Source organism: Streptomyces sp. TSRI0281, assembly GCF_001905125.1.
Lineage (GTDB): Bacteria > Actinomycetota > Actinomycetes > Streptomycetales > Streptomycetaceae > Streptomyces.
The window spans coordinates 334,039-347,793 of the sequence record NZ_LWLE01000035.1; the positions used below are offsets into that span (position 1 = coordinate 334,039).

11 protein-coding genes are annotated in these 13,755 nt (G+C 71.8%); 3 read left to right on the plus strand and 8 right to left on the minus strand.

Going from position 1 to position 13,755, the window contains the following annotated elements:
• Positions 1 to 69: 69 nt before the first annotated feature.
• The 3 genes from A6A29_RS36125 to A6A29_RS36135 are packed head-to-tail and all read left to right on the plus strand — an operon-like array spanning position 70 to position 5,406.
• On the plus strand, positions 70 to 1,488 hold the full coding sequence (locus A6A29_RS36125; RefSeq protein WP_073727093.1) for an MFS transporter: 1,419 nt from the start codon (positions 70 to 72) through the stop codon (positions 1,486 to 1,488).
• A complete protein-coding gene (locus A6A29_RS36130) occupies positions 1,481 to 3,937 on the plus strand; it encodes an alpha-L-rhamnosidase-related protein (RefSeq protein WP_073727095.1) in 2,457 nt (818 codons plus the stop codon). Before A6A29_RS36125 ends, A6A29_RS36130 begins: the two co-directional genes overlap by 8 nt.
• 8 nt (positions 3,938 to 3,945) lie before the next feature.
• Positions 3,946 to 5,406 carry a carboxylesterase/lipase family protein gene (locus A6A29_RS36135; RefSeq protein ID WP_073727395.1) on the plus strand — a complete coding sequence of 487 codons (1,461 nt, stop codon included), beginning with the start codon at positions 3,946 to 3,948 and terminating at the stop codon, positions 5,404 to 5,406.
• Between the two features lie 45 nt (positions 5,407 to 5,451).
• Here the strand turns inward: A6A29_RS36135 and A6A29_RS36140 are convergent, their stop codons facing one another.
• The 8 genes from A6A29_RS36140 to A6A29_RS36175 form a co-directional block, all read right to left on the minus strand.
• Positions 5,452 to 6,477: a CopD family protein gene (locus A6A29_RS36140; protein WP_073727397.1), complete on the minus strand. Its 1,026-nt coding sequence runs from the start codon at positions 6,475 to 6,477 to the stop codon at positions 5,452 to 5,454.
• Positions 6,478 to 6,615: 138 nt separating this feature from the next.
• Positions 6,616 to 6,831, minus strand: coding sequence for an EF-hand domain-containing protein (locus A6A29_RS36145; protein ID WP_073727097.1), 216 nt, complete (start codon positions 6,829 to 6,831; stop codon positions 6,616 to 6,618).
• A gap of 106 nt (positions 6,832 to 6,937) precedes the next feature.
• Complete coding sequence (locus A6A29_RS36150) at positions 6,938 to 8,137, minus strand: YncE family protein (protein WP_073727099.1); 1,200 nt, start codon at positions 8,135 to 8,137, stop codon at positions 6,938 to 6,940.
• Positions 8,137 to 8,967, minus strand: coding sequence for a polysaccharide deacetylase family protein (locus A6A29_RS36155; RefSeq protein ID WP_073727101.1), 831 nt, complete (start codon positions 8,965 to 8,967; stop codon positions 8,137 to 8,139). Before A6A29_RS36155 ends, A6A29_RS36150 begins: the two co-directional genes overlap by 1 nt.
• 394 nt (positions 8,968 to 9,361) lie before the next feature.
• Positions 9,362 to 9,877, minus strand: a complete 516-nt coding sequence (locus A6A29_RS36160; RefSeq protein ID WP_073727103.1) for an ATP-binding protein — start codon at positions 9,875 to 9,877, stop codon at positions 9,362 to 9,364.
• A 250-nt stretch (positions 9,878 to 10,127) separates the two neighbouring features.
• A complete protein-coding gene (locus A6A29_RS36165; protein WP_073727105.1) occupies positions 10,128 to 10,895 on the minus strand; it encodes an enoyl-CoA hydratase/isomerase family protein in 768 nt (255 codons plus the stop codon).
• 89 nt (positions 10,896 to 10,984) lie between these two features.
• Positions 10,985 to 12,229, minus strand: coding sequence for a L,D-transpeptidase (locus A6A29_RS36170; protein ID WP_073727107.1), 1,245 nt, complete (start codon positions 12,227 to 12,229; stop codon positions 10,985 to 10,987).
• 296 nt (positions 12,230 to 12,525) lie between these two features.
• Positions 12,526 to 13,752 (minus strand): L,D-transpeptidase, encoded by a 1,227-nt coding sequence (locus tag A6A29_RS36175; RefSeq protein WP_073727109.1) that lies wholly within the window; start codon positions 13,750 to 13,752, stop codon positions 12,526 to 12,528.
• Positions 13,753 to 13,755: the final 3 nt, after the last annotated feature.

The following is a 13,755-nucleotide window of genomic DNA, read 5'->3' on the forward strand; positions in this document are numbered from 1 at the left end:
AACCACCTGACCGCACCGCGTCCGGGCCGCCCCCACCCCCGTGCCGCTCCCCCGGAGGAACGCACCGCCATGACCGTCCCCGTCCCCGTCAGACCTCCCACGACCGCCCCGGCGCCACCGGCCGCCTCACAACGCCCCTCGGTCAAAGAGAAGTTGAGCTTCTTCGCGGGCAACTTCGGCAACATCCTGCTGTCCACCACGATCAGCTCGTTCCTGCTGCTCTATCTCACCGATGTGCTCGGCATCGCCGCCGCAGCCGTCGGCACGCTGCTGCTCGTCGTACGGATCATCGACAGCCTCGTCGACCCCTTCGTCGGCTATGCGGTGGACCATCTGCCCGCCACCGGGCGCGGCCGATTCCGTACGTATCTGCTGATCGGCGGGGTGCTGGGCGGGCTCAGCTTCGCGGCGCTGTTCCTGGCGCCCGCGCTGCTGCCCGGCCCGCTCGTCGTCGCCTGGATCGTCTATCTGCTGTGGGGCATCGCGTTCCCGATGATGGACATCCCGCTCAACTCGCTTCTGCCGGTGATGACATCGGACCAGAAGCAGCGCGGCTCGCTGGCCGCCATCAAGGGGTTCACGTATCTCTTCGGCGGGATGCTCGTCATCGCGGTGACCCTGCCCGTGGTGGGGATGTTCTCCTCGGAGCGCACCGGCTGGATGCTGTTCTGCGCCGCCGTCGCCGTGCTGGCGGTCGTCTGCACGACCACGGCCGCGCTGGGGGTACGGGAGCGGGTGCGGCCCACCCGCACCGACAAGTACGGGCCGCGCGACCTGCTGCGGATCTTCTCCGGCGGCCGGGCGGCGGGCGTGCTGCTGACGGCCAAGGTGTCGACGTCGGCGGCGAGCGCGGCGACGCTGGCCACGATGCCGTTCTACTTCCTCTACAACGTGGGCGACAAGGGCCTGGTGACGGTGGCCGCCCTGGTGATGATGGTGCCGATGGCCGGCGGCAGCGTCCTGGCCCCCGCACTGGCCGCCCGGATCGGCGGGAAGCCGGTCTACGCCGGGGCGCTGACCGTGGCCGCGGCCGGCAACGCCACGCTGTTCTTCATGCCGTACGACACGGTGCCCGCCCTCATGTGCTGCCTGGCCGTGGCCGGGTTCGGCATCGGGGCTGCCGTGACGCTCAACTACGTGCTCCTGGCCGAGCTGACGGATTACGTGGAGTGGCGGCACGGACATCGCGCCGAAGGAGCCCTGGCCTCGCTGGCCTCGTTCGCGGCGAAGGCCGGTGGCGGTCTCGGCGGGGCGGCGACCGCGTACTGCCTGGGGCTGTTCGGCTATGTCCCGGGGGCGGACCAGACCCAGCGGGCGATGGACGGCATCCGGTACGCGCAGGCGGGGGTGCCCCTCGCGCTCATCCTGATCGGCGGCGGGGTGTTCCTGGCCTACCCGATCACCCGCCGGGTCTCGGTGACGATCACGGAGGAACTGACCGCACGGCGCGCGACCGCCTCGGCACAAGGGACGAGCGACGATGAGTGACCCGACGTGGGGCGACTGGCACGGGCAGTGGATCTGGGGCGAGGAGCGGGGCATCACCCCGCCGGGCCCGGGGTCGATGCTCGGGGCGCCGGACCCGGAGGTGTACGACCGGCGGATGATGTTCCGGCGCGACTTCGAGCTGTCGCGGGTCCCCGCCTCGGCGCCGTACCGCATCACGTCGGACTCCCGGCACGTGCTGTACATCAATGGCGTCGAGGCGGCACGCGGCCCCGTCCGGCACGGGCCCCGGATGCTGCACTACGACACCGGGGACGCGGCACCGCTGCTGCTCCCCGGCCGGAACTCGATCGCGGTGCTCGTGCGCCACTACGGACACGCGGTGCCGTGGTGGGAGCCGTCGCCGTGGACGTTCGAGCTGGGCGGCGGAGCTCTGGTGGCCGAGCTGCGGCTGACCGAGGACCGGTGGATCGCCACGGACTCCTCCTGGTCCTGCCGTCCGGCCGGGGCATGGACGCCGCAGCGCCCGCACTCCCAGCTGGTCACCCAGACCCCGGAGTCGCTGGACGCCCGGCTGCTGGACCCGGCATGGACGCGGGCCGTACCGGGCGGCCCGACGCCGGACCGGCCCGCCCGGGTGCTGTCCACCCGGGCCGTGGTGGGCCCGAAGGGCGGCACCCGGCCGGACTCGGAGCCGTACGGCGCGCTGCTGCCCCGGCCGCTGCCGCCGCTCACCGACACGGTCCGGGGCGCCGAGTCCCTGCGTACCGCTCCGCTGCCGGGCCCGCTGCCGCCGGACCCGCGGCAGGCGCTCGCCGAGGCGCTCCGGGCCACCGGGGACGCCGCCCCCGCCACGGCCGACGCCACGCACCCGCTGGGCGCGGCGCCCGTGCTCCTGCTCGTCGACTTCGGCCGCGTCGTCGCGGGCCATCTGCGCTTCTCCTGCACGGCGGAGTCCGGCACCGAGATCTCCGGGGCCCTGGTCGAGCTGCCCACGGCCGCCGCCCTCGACGCCGCCAATACCTTCCACTACATCGCCCGGGGCCACGAGGACACCTTCGAGACGTCCGACCCGGTCGGCGGGCGGTACGCCCTGCTGGTCGCGACGGGTACCGGCAGCCTCCGGCTGGGTCCGGTCCAGGTGCGTGAGCGGCTGCGCCCGCGCCCCGCCGGACCGTACTTCAGCTGCGACGACGCCGAGCTGAACGAGATCCACCGGGTGGGCCTGCGCACCGTGGACCTCACGGCGCAGGACGCGTATCTGGACTGCCCGACCCGCGAGCAGCGGGCCTGGACGGGCGACTCGGTGGTGCACCAGGCGGTCGACCTGGTCACCAATCCCGACTGGAGCCTGGCCCGCTGGAGTCCGCAGCTGGCCGCGCAGCCCCGCTCGGACGGCATGTTGCGGATGGTCGCGGCCGGGGACTTCGCCCGCGACCCGATCCCGACGATCCCCGACTGGTCCCTGCACTGGGTGCGCTCGGTGCACCAGCTGTACCGCTGCACGGGAGACCGTGAGCTGGTGGCGCGGCTGCTGGCGACGGCGGAGGGTGTGCTGCGCTGGTTCCTGCCCTTCCGCCGCCCCGACGGGCTGCTGCACCGGGTGAGCGGCTGGGTGCTGATCGACTGGTCGCCGGTGCAGGTGACCGGGGCGAGCGCGGCGCTCAACGCCCTGTGGGCGCGGGGTCTCGCGGACTTCGCGGAGATGGCCGACTGGCTGGGCGACGCGGGGCGGGCCCGCTGGGCGCGCGAGGCCCACCAGGGGGTGGTCACCGGCTTCGAGGCGTTCTGGGACGCGGACCGGGGCGCGTACCGCGACAACCTGGACGGCGGGCGGCTCGGTACGTCGGTCAGCGAGCACACCCACGCGGCGGCCGTCTGCGGCCACCTCGTACCGGATCAACGCCTGGGCGCTGTACGGGAGTTGCTGCTGGACCGGGCGGCGATGTTCACCCGGTCACCGATGCGGCACCGGGGCAGCGACGCCGGCGGTCCGCTGACGTCCGATCCGGTGTCCGACCGGGAGGGGCCCGACTGGGACACCGAGAGCCTCGTCGTGGGCGCCCAGCCGTTCTTCCGGTACGTCGTGCACGACGCGCTCGCGCTGCTCGGCGCGGCCGACCGGATCGAGGGGCTCTGCCACGACTGGACGGCCCTGCTGGAGAGCGGCGGCTCGGCGTTCCGCGAGTGCTGGGAGGGCGGTTCGTACTGCCACGGATGGTCGGCCACCCCCAGCCGTGATCTGCTGGTGCACACGCTCGGCGTCACCCCGGCCGAGCCCGGCTACCTGCGGGTACGCGTCGCCCCTCGGCTCGGCGGGCTCTCCTGGGCGCGCGGGGCGGTGCCCACCCCCGGGGGCCTGGTCCAGGTCGACGCGACGCCGGAACGGGTACGTATCGAATCACCGGTTCCGGTCGAGGTGCTGCACCCCGACGGCTCCCTCACCCACCATCCGTACGGCACCTCGTCCATCGACTTGCGAAAGGGCTGATGCGCACCATGTCCGAGACCCAGGTGGAGATACCCCCGCAGGCGGCCACCGCCCACGGCGCCGTCCGCGGCACGCTGGAGCACGGTGTGGCGGTCTTCCGGGGCATCCCGTACGCGGCGCCGCCGGTGGGCGCGCGCCGCTTCCGGGCGCCGGAGCCGCCGGAGCCGTGGCAGGGCGTCCGGGAGGCCGTCGCGTACGGCCCGACGGCGCCCAAGCGCCCCTACGCCCCGCCGCTGGACGAGTTGCTGCCGGACCCGGAGGTGGCGGGCGAGGACTGTCTCAACCTCAATGTGTGGACTCCGTCGACCGGCCCGGCCGGACTGCCCGTCCTGGTCTGGATCCACGGCGGTTCGCTGCTGCACGGCTCCTCCGCCGTGCCGGTGTACGACGGGGCGGCGTTCGCCCGCGACGGGGTGGTGCTCGTCTCGGTCAACTACCGCCTGGGGATGGAGGGCTTCGGGGTGTTCCCGGACGCGCCCGCCAACCGGGGGCTGCTGGACCAGCTCGCGGCGCTGGAGTGGGTGCGGGACAACATCGCGGCGTTCGGCGGCGATCCGCACCGGGTGACGGTGGCCGGTGAGTCGGCGGGCGCGATCAGCATCGGAGCGCTGCTGGCCGCGCCGAGGGCGGCGGGGCTGTTCCGGCGGGCGGTGCTCCAGAGCGGGGCGCCCACCGCGCTCTCCGTGGAGACCGGGCGCGGCACGACCGAGCGGATCGCGAAGCGGATGGGCCTCCCCGCGACGGCCGCCGCGCTGGCCGCCGCGGACCCGGCGGCGCTGCTCGCCGCGCAGACCGAGGTGACGGGCGGCGGATCGCCGCTGACCGGTGGGAACTCCTTCCAGATAGTGGTGGACGGCGATCTGCTGCCCCGCGATCCGGCCGAGGCGCTGCGCGACGGCGCCGCGTCCGACGTCGACCTGCTGATGGGGACGAACAGTGAGGAGTACCGGCTCTGGTTCGTCCCCAGCGGCCTGGTCGAGAAGCTGGGGAAGATCAAGCTCCGCCTCGCTCTGCTGAAGTTCAGGGTGTCCGCCGCCATGGCGCGCCCGTACCGGGCCAACCGGCCGGGTGCCACACCGGGCGAGCTGCTGGGCGCGATCGCCACGGACCTGTTGCTGCGGGTCCCGCTCAACCGGCTGGCCGACGCCCGCACGGACGCGGCCGGGGCCACGTATTTCTACGAGTTCGGCTGGCCCTCCCCCGTGCGGCGGCTCGGCGCCTGTCACGCCCTGGAGATCGGCTTCGTCTTCGACACCCTGGCCCACCCCGACACGGTGGCCCTGACCGGCCCGGACGCCCCGCAGGAACTGGCGGACGCGATGCACGGCGCGTGGGTGCGGTTCGCCGTCTCCGGCGACCCGGGCTGGCCGTCCTGGGACGCGACCCGGCCGGTGATGGGCTTCGGCCCCGGCGCGCCCGCGGTGGTCCTGGCCCCGCGCGACGACGAGCTGAGCGGCTGGCCCCGGTAGGGACCCGGTCTCCGGCCCTGTTGACAACGCTCGTGGTCAAGAGAGCTAGCGCGTGCTGAGCCAGTGCGGGTCGGGGACGACGGTCAGGACCGCCGAGACCAGGACGACCAGGGCCAGTACGGCCTGTTCCCGGCGGGCGATCCGGTGGGCGACGGCCGGGTCGGCGTCCCGGGACAGCCGCCGCCGGGCCGCCACCGCCAGCGCGCTCACCACCACCATGAGCGCCAGCTTGACCAGCAGGGTGCGCCCGTAGGCGGAGGTGAACACCACGTCCACCGGCAGTCTGCGCAGCCCGCTGAGCGTGCCGGTCACCGCGAGCGCGACGTACAACCAGACGGCGAGGCGCGCGTACCGGCCGAGGAGGGCGCGGGCCGCGACCGGAAAGTCCCGCCAGAGCCACATGGTGCGCAGGACGTACAGCAGGCCGCCGGTCCACAGCGACGCGGCGGTCAGGTGGACGACGGTGAGCGCGGCACCGGCCACCGGGCTGTACGCCTCCGGGTGCGCCCGCAGCGCCTCGGCGCCGATGACGACGGCGAGCGGGGCGAGGGCCAGCCGGGGGCGCCTGCTCGCGGCGCATCCCGCGGCGAGTACCAGGCCGTTGGCGACGAGGAGGAGCAGGCCGCCCTCACGGGTGCCGTAGGTCTCGGAGATCCCGAGGTCGCTGACGGTGGCCAGCACGACGATCTGCCCGGCGGCCGCGGCGGCTCCCGCCAGCGAGGCGTGCACGGACCAGCCGCGCACGGCGGTCCCGGGCCGGCCGCGGACCGGTCTGATCAGGCCCGTCGCGGCGAGTTCGCCGAGGTGGAGGGCGAGCGCGGCGAACAGGACGGTGCGGAGCAGGGTGGTGGGTCCGGCGCCGGGTATGCGCAGCTCTCCGGTGTCGCGTGCCATGAATCCGGGGCCGGCCAGGGCGACCAGGACGGCCAGCGCCCCGGCCGCGAGCGCGGCGAGCAGCACGGGCACGGCGATCCGGCGGCGATCCGGCGCGGCGTCATCGGGTCCGACGGGTGCGGCGGGCACAGCGGGTTCGGCAGGTTCGGCGGATTCGGTGGGCGGACCGGGGAGCATCACGGCCCGATCCTTGCCGGTGGACATACACACAGCAAACCGCTCACTGTCCATGGGAATGCCCGAAGTTCACCCGAAGGGCTCATCGGGGAGGTCACAACGGCCCCCCGACCGGTCCGGCCGGGGGTTCCCCTGCGGTCAGCCCTTGTTCTGCGCTGCCCAGAACTCGTCGAAGCTGAGCCGGCCGTCACCGTTCGTGTCGTGGGAGTTGATGACCGCCTGCGCCACCGTCTCGGTGACGTAGGGGTCACCCAGCTGCGCCATGGCGCTCTTGTACTCGGTCGCCGTTATCCGGCCGTCGCCGTCCTGGTCGAACCGCTCGAATGCCTTGCGCGCCGACTCGATGTCCGCCACTGTTCCGCCCCTTCGTCATGCCAACTGTCGGGGTCAGATTATCGGGCCGTCCCGGCGGCCCGTGCGGCGGCCGGGTCGCGGCGGCGGTCGCCGGTGCCGGGCCGGCTCAGCGGAAGATGCCGGTGTGGCCGAGCGAGTAGCGGCCCGGCTGCGGGTACACGGCGAGGCCGTGCGGCCCGCTGCCGACCGGGATACGGGCGAGCTGCTTGCCGCTGGTGGTGTCGATCGCGTACACCTCGGCGTCGTAACGCCCCGACAGCCACAGCACCTTGCCGTCGGCGGAGACGCCGCCCATGTCGGGGCTGCCGCCGTCCGGCAGATGCCACTTCTTCGTCAGTGCGTTCCGCGCGAAGTCGAAGACGGAGACGGAACCCTCGCCCCGGTTGGAGATGTACATCTCCTTGGAGTCGCGGCTGACATAGAGCCCGTGGCAGCCCTTGCCGGTGGGCAGCAGCTTCGGGGCGGTGAACTTCAGCCCGTCCAGCACCCACATGCCGTGCGCCATCATGTCGGCGATGTAGAAGGTCTTCCCGTCCGGGGAGAGCTTGACGTCCTGCGGCATCGCGCCCTTCAGCGGCAGCCTCTGCTGACCGACGACCTTCATCTTCTCCGTGTCGACCTTGAGGAGTTCGCCGGAGAACTCGCAGGAGACGATGAAGTACCGGCCGTCCGCCGAGAAGTCGGCGTGATTGACGCCCGCGCAGGTCACCGGGACCGTCTTGACCCGGTCCATGGTCCGCGGGTCCCGGAAGACCAGCTCGCGGTCCATCGAGGCCATGACGACGGCGTACTTGCCGTTCGGGGTGAAGTAGAGGTTGTACGGGTCGGAGACCTCGACGGTCCGGCCGGCCTTCCCGGTGGCCGGGTCGATGGCGGTGAGGCTGTCGCCGAGGTCGTTGTTGACCCAGAGCGTCTTCATGTCCCAGGACGGCACCACGTGCTGCGGCTGGTTGCCGACCGGGATGGTCTCGATGACCTTGTACGTCTTCGGGTCGATCACCGACACCGTGTGGGAGCTGGTGTTGGGGACGTACACGCGGGACGGGAAGTTCTTGACGGCCGGGGCCAGCCTGCCCGCCCGGTCGGCCGCGTAGACGTCCTTCGGGTCGAGCACGGGCGGCATGCCGGGCAGCGAGGGCGGGGCCGCGGCGCGGACCGGTTCGGCGGGCGCGGCGGCTTCGGTGCTCCGCGCCCGGGGGCTCTCCCGGTCCGCGGGGGTGCCGCAGGCGGCGAGCGCGGCGACGAGGAGGCCCCCGAGCAGGGCGGTGGCGGCAGTGGTGGTGGTAGTGCGGGTGAAGGGAGGCATCAGGTCAACAGCTCCGTGGTGGTCACCGCGCGCAGTCGGCGCCGGTCGATTTCGGTGAGGAGGAGCGGCAGCGCGGCGACGGTGTCCGCGTAACCGAAGTGCAGGCTCACCACGGACCCGTTGCGGATCTCCCCGGCGACCTTGCGGGTGACGGCCGGGACGCCGGGCGAGGTGAAGTCGAGGGAGTCCACGTCGTACGAGAGGACGTGCGGGTAGCCGGCCCGACGGGCGAGCCGCTGGACGAGCGGGGTGGCGTACTGGGCGCGCGAGGGCCGGAACCAGGTGCCGATGGACCCGGTCAGCCGGTGCAGGCGCCGGGCGCAGGCGGTGATCTCCGCATACGCCTCGCTCTCGCCCATCGTGTTGATGTCGAGGTGGTGCTGAGTGTGGTTGCCGAGGTCATGGCCCCTGTCGAGGATGCGGCGGGCCATGCCGGGGTGCTCGTCGAGCCAGCTGCCGACGGCGAGCACGGTGAGCCGGGCCCCGGCCCGTTCGGCCGCGGCGAGTACGGACTCGGCGACGGCGGGGTCACCCTGCCCGTGGAAGGTGAGGGCGACGCGGGCCCGGTCGCGGGGGCCGTGGCCCACCTGGACCGGCTGCCCCGGGAAGCGGCGGGGTGCGGGGGCCGCGGCGTTCCGCGCGTTCTTCGCCGGGCTCGCGGCGGGGCGGGCGGGAGTGACGGAGGGGTGGGCGGCGGTGTGGGCGGCGGGCGTGCGGGATGCGGTGCCCCCGCCGTCCGCGCAGCCTGCGGCGAGCGCTGCCGCGGTGAGCGCCCCGGCGCCCGCGCACAGGGCTTCCCGGCGGCGCACCGGTGTTTCGCGACCGTTCATGCACGTCCACCTCGCGGGATCGGCGTGACGGATCCGGTGTCCGGCAGGACGGCGGATCCCCGCATCACAGTAGAGGCGAGATATGCGAAATATACCGATTGAACGACCCACTGAATGGTCTATGAATCATTCATCGGATGCCATAAGGATTCACTGAATGCCAGGCGAGTGACCCAGCACACCTACGATTCACCTAGGAATTGTCCGGTTATGTCGAAAATAAAGAGAAATGCGACTTTGGCGCCGGGGTCGCCCGTCTGCCATAGTCGGTGGCACGACCCCCATTGACCCGGGCCAGGTCGTCACAAGCGGCCGTGAGAACACCCCCCATTTCACGGCCTCCCACAGAGGCCCCCGCAGCGCCGCACCACGGCCGACCGGGGGCTTCTGTGTGTCAGCGGTCGGAGATCCGCATCTCGAACCAGGTGGTCTTGCCGCGCGGCAGCAGATCCACCCCCCAGCGGTCGGAGAGCTTGTCGACCAGGAAGAGGCCGCGCCCACTGACATCCATCTCGCGCACGGGCATCAGACAGGGCAGCCCGCGCGAGGGGTCACGCACCTCGATCCGGATCCAGCCGCGGCGGCGCAGCATCCGCAGCCCGAAGACCCGGGCGCCGGTGTGCCGTACCGCGTTGCCGACGAGCTCCGAGACGAGCAGCACCGCGTACTCGGCGGTCTGCGGCGAGAGCGCCCACTGACGCAGCACCACACAGGAAGTGAGCCGGCGGGCGGTGGCCGCGGACTCCGGACGCGAGGGCAGCCGGACCTCACCCTCGGTCGGATTTCCGAACAACTCCAGCGCCTTGAACGCCTGTTCGTCCTCAAAGGTCGACGTCAAGCGTGCCGCGGCCGCGTTGCTGCACGGTCGCGGCTGTTCCACACCCTCCAGGCCCGCCATGTCCACCATCATGGCCGCACCGAGCGGCTTCCGGGGCCGTTCCGAGGGAATCCGCCCCCCGGAACACATCATTCCGGAAGGGCGTATTGGCATATGCCACAGGCAAGACGACGCCGCACACAACCCCTCTGAGCTGGGAGAACGCACCCCCGACCGGGAAACACCGCGACCGAGGGCATCCGGGCCTTAAGGCTGCCTTAAGGCCCGGATAATCCGCTCGCACGAATGAACCGTCGTCCTCGCGTACCCAACTGGCGTTCGGTCAGAGGAACTTGGCCTTGCCCGGACCCTCCTCCACAAAACTGCGCATACCGCGCTCACGGTCCTCCGTGGCGAACAGACCTGCGAACCAATTCCGCTCGATCGTGAGCCCGGTGTCGATGTCCGTCTCCAGTCCGCCGTCCACCGCCTCCTTCGCGGCGCGCAGCGCCAGCGCGGGCCCCTTCGCCAGCCGGGTGGCCCAGGCGTGCGCCTGCTCGTACACCTCGGCGGCGGGCACCACACGGTCCACCAGTCCCATCGCCAGGGCCTCGTCCGCCTTCACCTGACGACCGGTGAAGATGAGGTCCTTGGCCTTGGACGGACCGACCAGCCGCGCCAGACGCTGGGTGCCGCCGGCGCCCGGGATCAGGCCGAGCAGGATCTCGGGCTGGCCGAGCTTGGCGTTGTCCGCCGCGACCCGGAAGTCGGCGCAGAGCGCCAGCTCGCAGCCGCCGCCGAGCGCGTAGCCGGTGACGGCGGCGACGACGGGCTTGGGGATGCGGGCCACGGCGGTGAAGGAGTCCTGGAGCGCCTTGGACCGGACGATCATCGCCGGGTGGTCCATCCGCTGCATCTCCTTGATGTCCGCGCCCGCCGCGAACACCTTCTCACCGCCGTAGAGGATGACGGCGCGCACGTCGTCGCGCCGGGCCACCTCGTCGGCCAGCTCGCGCAGCCGGTCCTGGACGGCGATGTCCAGGGCGTTCATCGGCGGCCGGTCCAGCCGGATCGTGCCGACGTTGTCGCGTACTTCGAGGGTTACGGTCATGGGGAGCAGGTTAACCGTGGCTAACGGGAGCCGGCCCGGTGCTGTTGGTCACAGCACCGGGCCCGCTCCACGCTCTTCGTGACGGGGACCTACTTGGTCCACTCCGACCAGTCCATGTTCCAGCCGTTGAGGCCGTTGTCCGGAGCGATCGTCTTGTCCTTGGAGTTCTTCACGATCACCACGTCGCCGATGAGCGACTTGTTGAAGAACCACGCGGCCGGGGTCTGGCCGTCGTAGCCGCCGCGCACATCACGCAGACCGACACAGCCGTGGCTGGTGTTGGTCGTGCCGAAGATGCCCGAGGAGCCCCAGTAGTTGCCGTGGAGGAAGGTGCCCGACGTGGACAGCCGCATCGCGTGCGGCACGTCCTTGATGTCGTACTCACCGCCGAAGCCGACCGTGTCGCCGTTCATCCGGGTCACCTTGAGCTTCTCGCTGATGACCATCTGCCCGTTGTACGTGGTCGTCGCCGGGGCGCCCGCGGAGATCGGGATGTCCTTGATCTGCTCGCCGTCCCGGACCACCTTCATCCGGTGCGTGCTCGCGTCCACCGTGGAGACCTGGCTGCGGCCGATGGTGAACTTCACCGTCCTGGTCTGCTTGCCGTAGACGCCCGGCCTTCCCTCGACGCCGTCGAGGTTCAGCTCCACGGTCACCTTGGTGCCCGCGGCCCAGTACTTCTCCGGGCGGAAGTCGAGACGGTCGTTGCCGAACCAGTGGCCCGCGATCTCGACGGCCGGCTCCGACGTCACCTTGATCGCGTTCTTCACGGCGTCCGGGTCGGTGATGCCCCGGGTGAAGTGGATCGAGACCGGCATGCCGACGCCGACGGTCGAACCGTCCTCCGGCGTGTACTGGCCGATGAAGGTGTTCTGCGGAACCAGCGTGGTGAACGTGGTGTCCTTCGCCGACTCACGGCCCTCGCCGTCCTTGGCGACCGCGTGCACCGTGTACTTGGTGGCCGCGGCCAGATGCCGCTCCGGTGCCCAGCTCGCACCGTCGGCCGCGATCTTGCCCTCGACCGCGTTGCCCTTGGGGTCGGCCACCTTCACGGTGGTCAGCTTGCCCTGCGCGGCCGAGACCTTCAGCGCCCCGCTGGTGGACACGGAGTCGGCGCCGTCCTTCGGTGCGACGGTCACCACCGCTTCGGAGGCGCTGGTGTCCTCCGCCTTCGAGCCGCCGCCCGCCTTGCCCCCCGCGTCGGCGTTCCCGCCGCATGCCGTCACCAGCAACAGCAGCGCACCCAGCACCAGGGCCAGGAGTCCCGGGCCCCCGCGCCCGCGCCTACCCCTGCTCGCCCCGGCCGATGCCCCCGATATCGGCTGCCCGTTCAATGTGGTCGTCTCCCCTCGCACGGCCTGGCACCGCCCGGCCCGCACCCCCGCACGCTGCATATGCGTGCTCGGCGCAAGATAATCACACCGGAGGCGGGTGGACTCCCCCGCGAATGTCACCGTTCAGTCCCAACTTGTCCGGGGACATGCGCAGGTGGCACGGGGTGCGGGGCCCCGGCGGCGCCGGGCGCCGGAAGAACGGCGCGAGGGGCGGCGCCCGCCGGGACCGGGGTCAGGACGGAGCCGGGAAGGGGGGCCGGGACCGACGCGGGCGCCGGCCCCGTACCGCACGGGTGTCAGCGCAGTGCCGAACCCGCCTTCCACTTCTTCCAGTCGAGGTTCCAGCCGCCGAGCCCGTTGTCCGGAGCGACCTTCTTGTCACGGGAGTTGACCACCTCGACCACGTCCCCGACGAGGGTCCGGTCGAAGAACCAGCCCGCCGGGGTGTCCCCGCTGCCGCCCTTCACATCGCGCAGGCCGACACAGCCGTGGCTGGTGTTCTCGGAGCCGAAGGTGTCGTACGGCTCCCAGTAGTTGCCGTGCAGGAAGGTGCCGGACTCGGTGAGCCGGATGGCGTGCGGGACGTCCTTGATGTCGTACTCCCCGCCGAACCCGACCGTCCGGCCGTCCATCCGGGTCACGTCGTGCATCTCGGTCACCACCATCTTCCCGTTGTACGTCGTCGTCTTCGGGCCACCCGCGGAGATCGGGATGGTGCTGATCACCTCCCCGTCACGGCGTACCTCCATGGTGTGCTCCGCCGCGTCCACCAGGGACACCTGGGAACGGCCCACGGTGAAGACGACCGTCTTGTCCTGGCTGCCGTACACCCCGGGGGCGCCTTGCACATCGCGCAGCCCCATGTCCACCGTGACCTCGGTGCCGGGCTTCCAGTAGGCGGCCGGGCGGAAGTCCAGACGGTCCTTGCCGAACCAGTGGCCCACCACCTCCACCGACGGTTCGGCGGTGATCCTGATGGCCTTCTCCACCGCCGCCCGGTGGGTGACCGGCTGGTTGAAGGAGAAGGAGACGATCATCCCGGTCCCGACGGTGGACCGGTTCTCCGGCTTGAAGTAGCCGATGAAGCGGTGGTCGGGCACCGCCGTGGTGAAGGTGGTGTGGCGGGCCGAGCGGCGCCCCGCCCCGTCCACGGCCACCGCGTCCACGCTGTACTTCGCGGCCAGCCCGATCCGGCCCGCGTCCGCCTCCGGAATCCAGGAGAGCCCGTCCTTGGAGATGCGGCCCGCGATCTCCTCCCCCCGGGCGTCCTCGATCCGCCTCACGTTGACGCTCTCCAGGCGCCCGTCGGGAATCTTCACCTCGATCCGGGTCTTCGCCCCGACGTCCTTGGCACCGTCCTCGGGCACGATCCGGATCACGTCCGTCGGCGTGCGCGGCTTTCCGTTGAGGACCGACGGCATTCCGTCGGTGCAGCCGGCCAGTACGGCCAGCACAGTGAGTAGTCCTGCCCATGTCAGCACGGCGGCCGAACCCGCCCGTGCTCTCTTCGCTACGTGATTCACGTC

What these genes read in the sequence shown, in the direction of transcription:
- A6A29_RS36150 (WP_073727099.1), bottom strand. Translation starts at nt 8,137, where the DNA reads ATGCCTCCCTTCACCCGCACTACCACCACCACTGCCGCCACCGCCCTG.
- A6A29_RS36125 (WP_073727093.1), top strand. Translation starts at nt 70, where the DNA reads ATGACCGTCCCCGTCCCCGTCAGACCTCCCACGACCGCCCCGGCGCCA.
- A6A29_RS36130 (WP_073727095.1), top strand. Translation starts at nt 1,481, where the DNA reads ATGAGTGACCCGACGTGGGGCGACTGGCACGGGCAGTGGATCTGGGGC.
- A6A29_RS36160 (WP_073727103.1), bottom strand. Translation starts at nt 9,877, where the DNA reads ATGATGGTGGACATGGCGGGCCTGGAGGGTGTGGAACAGCCGCGACCG.
- A6A29_RS36165 (WP_073727105.1), bottom strand. Translation starts at nt 10,895, where the DNA reads ATGACCGTAACCCTCGAAGTACGCGACAACGTCGGCACGATCCGGCTG.
- A6A29_RS36155 (WP_073727101.1), bottom strand. Translation starts at nt 8,967, where the DNA reads ATGAACGGTCGCGAAACACCGGTGCGCCGCCGGGAAGCCCTGTGCGCG.
- A6A29_RS36135 (WP_073727395.1), top strand. Translation starts at nt 3,946, where the DNA reads ATGTCCGAGACCCAGGTGGAGATACCCCCGCAGGCGGCCACCGCCCAC.
- A6A29_RS36140 (WP_073727397.1), bottom strand. Translation starts at nt 6,477, where the DNA reads ATGCTCCCCGGTCCGCCCACCGAATCCGCCGAACCTGCCGAACCCGCT.